At 70.9% G+C, this 7,387-nt stretch carries 8 protein-coding genes; all 8 read right to left on the minus strand.

Annotated features, from left to right (window positions below):
* Window positions 1-284: 284 nt before the first annotated feature.
* The 8 genes from IH50_RS0136500 to IH50_RS0136535 all read right to left on the minus strand — a co-directional run bounded on the left by IH50_RS0136500 (window position 285) and on the right by IH50_RS0136535 (window position 7,277).
* Entirely contained in the window at window positions 285-1,403 is a 1,119-nt protein-coding gene (locus IH50_RS0136500) for a lysophospholipid acyltransferase family protein (protein WP_030872779.1), read from the minus strand.
* Between the two features lie 14 nt (window positions 1,404-1,417).
* A complete protein-coding gene (locus IH50_RS0136505; RefSeq protein ID WP_030872782.1) occupies window positions 1,418-2,479 on the minus strand; it encodes an NAD-dependent epimerase/dehydratase family protein in 1,062 nt (353 codons plus the stop codon).
* A gap of 191 nt (window positions 2,480-2,670) precedes the next feature.
* The gene (locus tag IH50_RS40540; protein WP_003948845.1) at window positions 2,671-2,769 is read right to left on the minus strand and encodes a 30S ribosomal protein bS22; all 99 of its coding nucleotides are present in this window, start codon (window positions 2,767-2,769) and stop codon (window positions 2,671-2,673) included.
* Window positions 2,770-2,923: 154 nt separating this feature from the next.
* A complete protein-coding gene (locus IH50_RS0136515) occupies window positions 2,924-3,136 on the minus strand; it encodes a helix-turn-helix domain-containing protein (RefSeq protein ID WP_004984898.1) in 213 nt (70 codons plus the stop codon).
* Between the two features lie 129 nt (window positions 3,137-3,265).
* The gene (locus tag IH50_RS0136520) at window positions 3,266-4,081 is read right to left on the minus strand and encodes a phosphatase (RefSeq protein ID WP_030872785.1); all 816 of its coding nucleotides are present in this window, start codon (window positions 4,079-4,081) and stop codon (window positions 3,266-3,268) included.
* A 117-nt stretch (window positions 4,082-4,198) separates the two neighbouring features.
* Window positions 4,199-5,371, minus strand: a complete 1,173-nt coding sequence (locus tag IH50_RS0136525) for an acetoin utilization protein AcuC (RefSeq protein ID WP_030872788.1) — start codon at window positions 5,369-5,371, stop codon at window positions 4,199-4,201.
* Window positions 5,322-6,554: an MFS transporter gene (locus tag IH50_RS0136530; RefSeq protein ID WP_030872791.1), complete on the minus strand. Its 1,233-nt coding sequence runs from the start codon at window positions 6,552-6,554 to the stop codon at window positions 5,322-5,324. The genes IH50_RS0136525 and IH50_RS0136530 overlap by 50 nt, the downstream gene beginning before the upstream one ends.
* Window positions 6,555-6,614: 60 nt before the next feature.
* The gene (locus IH50_RS0136535; RefSeq protein WP_030872793.1) at window positions 6,615-7,277 is read right to left on the minus strand and encodes an HAD family hydrolase; all 663 of its coding nucleotides are present in this window, start codon (window positions 7,275-7,277) and stop codon (window positions 6,615-6,617) included.
* Window positions 7,278-7,387: the final 110 nt, after the last annotated feature.

Consider the following 7,387-nt stretch of genomic DNA (forward strand, 5'->3'; position numbering starts at 1 on the left):
CGACCACCGAGATCTACACAAGGAGTATCGTCGGCAGCGTCAGATGTGTATAAGAGACAGTCCCGGGCCTGGGCATCGACGGCGAGGACACCGAGTAGGACAGGACACGCGGTTCCCCACACCCCTCCAGGGGCGCGGGGAACCGCACGCCTCAGGGGCGCGGGGAACTGCGCGTCTCAGGGGCGCGGAGAACTGCGCGAACCACCACAACCGGCCCGCACCCGCCGCACCACCCACCGCACCGAGCTCACCCGCGCCCGGCGCCCCGGGGTCGAAGGGGCCCCTCAGAAGAAGACCGACCTGCGCTGCACCAGCAATTTGTACAGCGTGTGCTGAATCTGCTCCCGAACCTGATCGGTCAGATTGAACATCAGCATCGGATCGTCCGCCGCCTCCAGCGGATACCCGTCCGTCGGAATCGGCTCACCGAACTGAATCGTCCACTTCGTCGGCAGCGGAATCGCCCCCAGCGGCCCCAGCCACGGAAACGTCGGCGTCAGCGGAAAGTACGGAAAGCCCAGCACCCGCGCCAGCGTCTTCGCGTTGCCGATCATCGGGTAGATCTCCTCCGCCCCGACGATCGAGCACGGGACGATCGGGACGCCCTGCCGCAGCGCCGTCGAGACGAACCCCCCACGCCCGAACCGCTGCAACTTGTACCGCTCGCCGAACGGCTTCCCGATGCCCTTGAACCCCTCCGGCATCACCCCCACCAGCTCCCCCTGCCCGAGCAGCTGCTCGGCGTCCTCCGCGCACGCCAGGGTGTGCCCGAGCTTGCGGGCGAGTTCGTTGACCACGGGCAGCATGAACACCAGGTCCGCCGCGAGCAGCCGCAGATGACGGCCTGCCGGATGGTGGTCGTGGACGGCGACCTGCATCATCAGGGCGTCCACCGGCACCGTCCCCGAGTGGTTGGCGACGATCAGCGCGCCACCCTCCGAGGGGATGTTCCCGATGCCCTTCACCTCGACCCGGAAGTACTTCTCGTACACCGGCCGCAGCAGGGACATCAGGACCTGGTCGGTGAGCTCCTCGTCGTAGCCGAAGTCGTCGACGTCGTAGTCCCCGGTGAGCCGGCGGCGCAGAAACGCCAGCCCGCTCGCCACCCGCCGCTCCAGGCCACCGGCGCCGTCGCCGACACCTTCCACGGCCTCGGCGGCGGCCTCGGCGGCGGCCTCGGCGGCCTCCACGGCCGGCTCCTGGGGCTGCTCGTCCTCACCGGTCACCGGATCATCATCCTGCACGGACGCCACACCCGGCAGTGGCTGGACCTCCCCGACCGCCGCGGGCCGCGCGCCGCCCTGGCGGCGGCTCCCCGCGCCCCGGCGGCGCGACGGGCGCTGTGCGGCACCCCCACGCGAGCGGTGGTCGTCGTCGAACGGAATGACCTTGGCGTCCGCCATCGTTGCTGCGCTCCTCAGTTGGCGCTCTGCGTCGGGGGGTGACCGCTGCCCGGCAGGGGCAGCGCGGCGATCCGGTCGACGGCCCTCGCGAGCCTCTCCGGCGGAAGCAGCCCGGGACCGCGACTGCGCACGAAGTCCGCAAACGTTTCAGCAGTCGAGTACTTCGGGGTGAAACCCAGCGTCTCCCGCATCTGGTCCGTCGCCACCACCCGCCCGTGCGTGAGCAGCCGGATCTGCTCGGGCGAGAAGTCCGTCATCCCCAGCGTACGCACCAGCGAGCCCGCCCAGGTGACCGCGGGAAGCAGCAGCGGCACGGTCGGCCGGCCCAGCCGCCGCGCGCACTGCGAGAGCAGCAGCACACCGTCGCCGGCGATGTTGAAGGTCCCGCTGTTGAGCGTGGAGCGCCGCGGTTCGTGCGAGCCGATCCGCAGCACCTCGACGACGTCGTCCTCGTGCACGAACTGCAGCCGCGGGTCGTAGCCGAACACGGTCGGCAGCACCGGCAGCGAGAAGTACGAGGCGAGCGGGCTGTCCGCGGCCGGGCCCAGGATGTTGGCGAACCGCAGCACGCACACGGCGACGTCCGGACGGCGCCGCGCGAAGCCGCGCACATACCCCTCGACCTCGACCGTGTCCTTCGCGAAGCCACCGCTGGGCAGCGACTTGGGCGGGGTCGACTCGGTGAACACCGCCGGATCGCGGGGCGCGGAACCGTAGACGTTCGTGCTGGACTTCACGACCAGCCGCTTGATGTTCGGGGACTTCTGGCAGGCACCGAGGAGCTGCATGGTGCCGATGACGTTGGTCTCCTTCATCGCGGCCCGGCCGCCGCTGCCGAGCGGCGTGCCGGTCACGTCGAGGTGGACGACCGTGTCGGCGCCCGACTCGGCCAGCACCCGCGCCACGGTGGGCTGGCGGATGTCCGCCTGGACGAAGTCGGCGCCGCCCAGGTGGTGCTCGGGCGGGACCGCGTCCACGCCGACGACCCGGTCCACCTCCGGATCGCGCAGGATCCGCCGGACGAAACGGCCCCCCAGCTGACGGGCCACCCCGGTCACGAGCACGACCTTTCCCAAGATCAGCGCCTTCCTCTCGCCCTGCTCCCGACGGCCAACCTACCGGGTCGCCGTCGCTCTGTGGTGTCCACCGGATGCTTGAAGTGACGACGGACCCGTCCGTACGAGGCGAGTGCCCCGGACGTACGAACGGCAGTGGCCCCCCACCGGAGTGCGGTGGGGGGCCACTGGACACGCTCTCGCGCGGTCGCTTACTTCTTGTTGCGACGCTGGACGCGCGTGCGCTTGAGCAGCTTGCGGTGCTTCTTCTTGGCCATCCGCTTGCGCCGCTTCTTGATAACAGAGCCCACGACTACCCTCGCTCACTTCTCATCACTCGGTGTTTGGGCGCCATGGGCCCACACGACCTACGAGGGGCTAGCCTACCCGCCCGAGCGCTGAGACCGTAATCGAGGTGACCGGGGAGGCCCATGAGTGCCCGGTACGGACCTCCCCGGATCGCCGTCAGGCGGTTTCCACCCCCACATAGCTCTCGCGGAGGTACTCGTGAACCGCTTGCTCCGGGACGCGGAAGGACCGCCCCACCCGGATCGCGGGCAGATGACCACTGTGCACCAGCCGGTACACGGTCATCTTCGACACTCGCATCACCGAGGCGACTTCCGCCACGGTAAGGAACTGAACCTCGTTCAGAGGCCTCTCGCCAGCTGCAGCCATGACACACCTGAACCTTCCGCACTCGACGGCCACCGGCTTCCCCTTCCGGTGACTCTTCGTCGTTGCGTGCTCACTCCCCAATGTAGGGGCGGGTGATGCGAGTGGGGAAGAGGTGCACCCATCGGCGGCCTACTGTGACAGACACGCTCGATTGAGTACGTAGCGGGCCAGCGGCAGGTAGTGATCGGACCGCACACCGTCATCAAGTGGAACGACGAGGGACACGGTCCCCTCGGCCTCGCCGACGAACGGCGCGGGATCGTTCACATCGGCCGGCCCGACGGCCTCGAACCCCAGCTGACCTGCACCGCAGACCCAGCCGTGGTCTCCGATCACCAACTCCGGAAGCGGTCCGCCGGCGTCGGCCGCCGCGGCGAGAACGGTCCGAACCGGGAGGGGGGAGTGCGTGTGTGCGCCCGGCTCACAACCGGGGCGCCGCGCGGTCGCGCTCCGGACGAGCCCGACCCCTCGCACGTAGTCGAGGTTGTGCGTGCGTAGACCGAACCGGGTCGTTATGTCGACACAGCGACCCTGCGCGGGGGTGAGGACGGCACATCCCGCCGCCGACAACGCGTCTGCCAGAACGGCGTAGAAACCGAGCAGCCGGTGCGGATGACCGGTGCCGAGCAGCACCGGCCCGCCACGCTCCGCAGCGACCGCCAGCCGCTCGGCGAGAGCGTCCAGGGCGGCCAGGGTCCGCCCGGGGTCGATCACATCATGGCCGGAGGTGTGCGCGGGATCAGCCGAAACCCCGCACCGGTCCGCCATCAGGGCGAGCAATTCCCGCTCACCCCATACCCGTTCGGGATCCAGTCCGATCATCAGACGCGGGTCCCGGGCGGCGAACAGCCGGTAGCTCCGCAGGCTCTCCTCCCGCGTGGTGCCCACGACCCCGGCGAGCCGGGCGGCGAGGAGATGCGCACGAAGCTCGGCGGTGGTCTGCACGGTAGCGATGGTGCGGGATGCGCGGGCGGGGTGCGTACGGAACCGCGGAACACCGCACGGTCGGCGTAGAACACCGCACGGTCGGCGTAACGGAACGCCCGTACGGCCGTACGGGCGTCAGGCCAGCAGCCCCCGCAGCGGGAACGCCGCGCGCCGCGTCGCCAGGATCGCCTGGTCCAGACGGTCCGCCGGGTCGTACCCCTCGTCCCACGCGGCCCAGGAGACCGGCCACCGCCCGTCCGTCATCCGCCGGGGCGCCGGCTGCCGGGTCCGGGCGTACACCTCCTGCCGCCAGCCCTCGGGGATCATCGTCGTGGGCTCCACCGGCCGCCCGGCCGCGATACCCACCAGATGGGTCCAGGACCGCGGTACGACCTCCACCACCGCGTAACCGCCACCGCCCAGCGCCACCCACCGCCCGTCCGCGTACGCGTGCGCCAGCTCGTGGCACGCCACCTGCACCGCCCGCTGCGCGTCCAGCGACACCGCCAGATGCGCCAGCGGATCCTCGAAGTGCGTGTCGGCCCCGTGCTGCGTCACCAGCACCTGCGGCCGGAAGTCCGCGATCAGCTCCGGCACGACGGAGTGGAACGCCCGCAGCCACCCCGCGTCCCCGGTCCCGGCCGGCAGCGCCACGTTGACCGCGCCGCCCTCCGCACCGGCCGCCCCCGTCTCCTCCGGCCACCCGGTCTGCGGGAACAGCGTCCGCGGATGCTCGTGCAGCGAGACCGTCAGCACCCGCGGGTCCTCCCAGAACGCCGCCTGCACCCCGTCCCCGTGGTGCACGTCGACGTCGACGTACGCGACCCGCTCCGCACCCAGCTCCAGCAGCCGGGCGATCGCCAGCGCGGCGTCGTTGTACACGCAGAAGCCGGAGGCCGCGCCCGGCATGGCGTGGTGCAGCCCGCCCGCGAAGTTCACCGCGTGCGACGCGTCCCCGCGCCACACCGCCTCCGCCGCGCCCACGGACTGCCCCGCGATCAGCGCCGACACCTCGTGCATCCCGGCGAACGCGGGATCGTCCGTCGTCCCCAGCCCGTACGACTGGTCCGCCGCCGCCGGATCGGCCGACGCGGCCCGCACCGCCCCGATGTAGTCCTCCCGGTGGACGAGCCGCAGCGTCGACTCCCCGGCCGCCTTCGCGGCGACCACCTCCACCTCACGGTCGAGCCCCAGGGCACCGACCAGACTCCGGGTCAGCGCCAGCCGGACCGGGTCCATCGGATGGTCCCGGCCGAAGTCATAGCCCGTCACTGCCTCGTCCCACATCAGCTGTACGCGCCCGCTCATGCCCGCCACCGTATCGGTCCGGTTCGACGGCGAACGACCTGGCGTACACGAGCGTCACCAGCACCAACACCATCGGCACAAGCATCGCCCCGCGGTAGCTCCAGGCGTCGCCGAGCGCCCCGACCAGCGGCGAACCGATCAGGAAGCCCACATAATTGAAGACATTGAGCCGCGCCACGGCCGCGTCCGAGGCCCCGGGCCCACCACGCTCGACAGCCCGCCGTCCCGCCGCCGCGAAGGTCTGCGGCACCAGCACACACAGCCCGAGCCCCAGCAGCGTGAACCCCAGCATCCCCACCCACGCGCCGGGCGCCCCGGCCACCACCGCGAACCCCACCGCCGCCACCAGCGCCCCCGCCCGCACCACCGCCACGGCCCCGAACCGCCGCACCCCGACGTCCCCGATCGCCCGCCCCAGCAGCGTGGTGACCATGTAGACGTTGTACGGAACGGTCGCGAGCTGCTCCGAACTCCCCAGCACGTCCTGGAGGTACTTCGCGCTCCAGTTGGAGACCGTCGAGTCCCCGATGTACGCCACCGTCATCACCAGGCACAGCGGCAACAACCACGCGAGGCCGCCGACTGTGCGCCCGCCCCCCGTGCTCTCCGGGACCGCCCGCTCCTCACCCCCGTCGACGTACCACCGGCTGCCGACCAGCGCGGCCGGCAGCAGCACCAGCACCACCGGCAGATACGACACCCACAACGCCAGGCCCCAGTGCGCCCCCGCCCACGCGAGCGACGCCCCGACGATCCCGCCCGCACTGTAGGCGGCGTGAAAGCTCAGCATGATGCTGCGCCCGTACGCCCGCTGCAGACTCACCCCGAGCATGTTCATCGACGCGTCCAGCGCACCCACGGCCAGCCCGAACGCGGCCAGCGCCACGCCGAGCCCCGCCATGTGCCCGCCCGCTCCGACACCCAGGAGGGCCAGCAGCACCACCGGCTGCGACCACCGCAACACCCGGCTCGGCGGCACCCGCCTCACCAGCCGCTCCGTGGTGACGCTCCCGACGCCGGCCAGGATCGGCACGGCGGCGAGGAAGACCGGCAGCAGCGCGTCGGAGACCCCGTACCGGTCCTGAACGGCCGGGATCCGCGTCACGAGCAGAGCGAAGGCGACGCCCTGCACGAGGAAGCCGAACGCCAGCGAGGCCCTGCCGCGCCGCAGCACATCAGTCATGGCGGCGAGCGTAGGGCTCGGGGGTACCGGTGGGTAGATCCGGTCAAAGATGAGTTGTGCTCAGTTTCCGCTCGGATCCCCGTCGAGCAGTGCGGCCAACTCCCGCATGTCCTCGAAGAGTCCGGTGACCCCGGAGAGCTTCCCGGCGGGCGTCATCGCGGTGAACCCGTACACGTCCATCCCGGCCGCGACCGCCGCCTGGACGCCCAGCGGACTGTCCTCGACGACCACGCACCGTTCGGGCGCCACGCCCATCCGCCCGGCCGCGTACAGGAAGAGGTCCGGCGCCGGCTTTCCCCGCCCCACATCCTGCGAGCTGAAGATCCGCTCGTCGTCGAACCACCGGTCGAGCCCCGTCGTGCGGTGCCCCACCCGGATCCGCTCATGGCTCCCGGACGAGGCCACGCAGTACGGCACCCCGTCGGCGGCCAGCTTCTCGAGTACGTCCATGACGCCGGCCACCGGCTTCAACTCCCGCTCGAACGCGGCGAAGACCCGGGCGTGGAACACGTCGTCGAAGTCCGCCGGCAACCGCTGCCCGGTCCGCTCCTCGACGAGATCGTGCACGCGGTGCATGGCGGAGCCCATGTAGTCACGGATGGAGTCCTCGTACGAGGTCGGGTGGCCGAGCTCGGTGAGATAGGCGGCCAGGAGCCGGTTGGAGATCGGCTCACTGTCGACGAGAACGCCGTCATTGTCGAAGAGGACCAGGTCATAGCGCATACTCTGACCCTAAACGCAGAAAACCCCCGTGCCGAAGGGCACGGGGGTTTTCTCACTATTTGTTCGGCGGCGTCCTACTCTCCCACAGGGTCCCCCCTGCAGTACCATCG

Source organism: Streptomyces sp. NRRL S-37 (assembly GCF_000721605.1).
GTDB lineage: Bacteria > Actinomycetota > Actinomycetes > Streptomycetales > Streptomycetaceae > Streptomyces.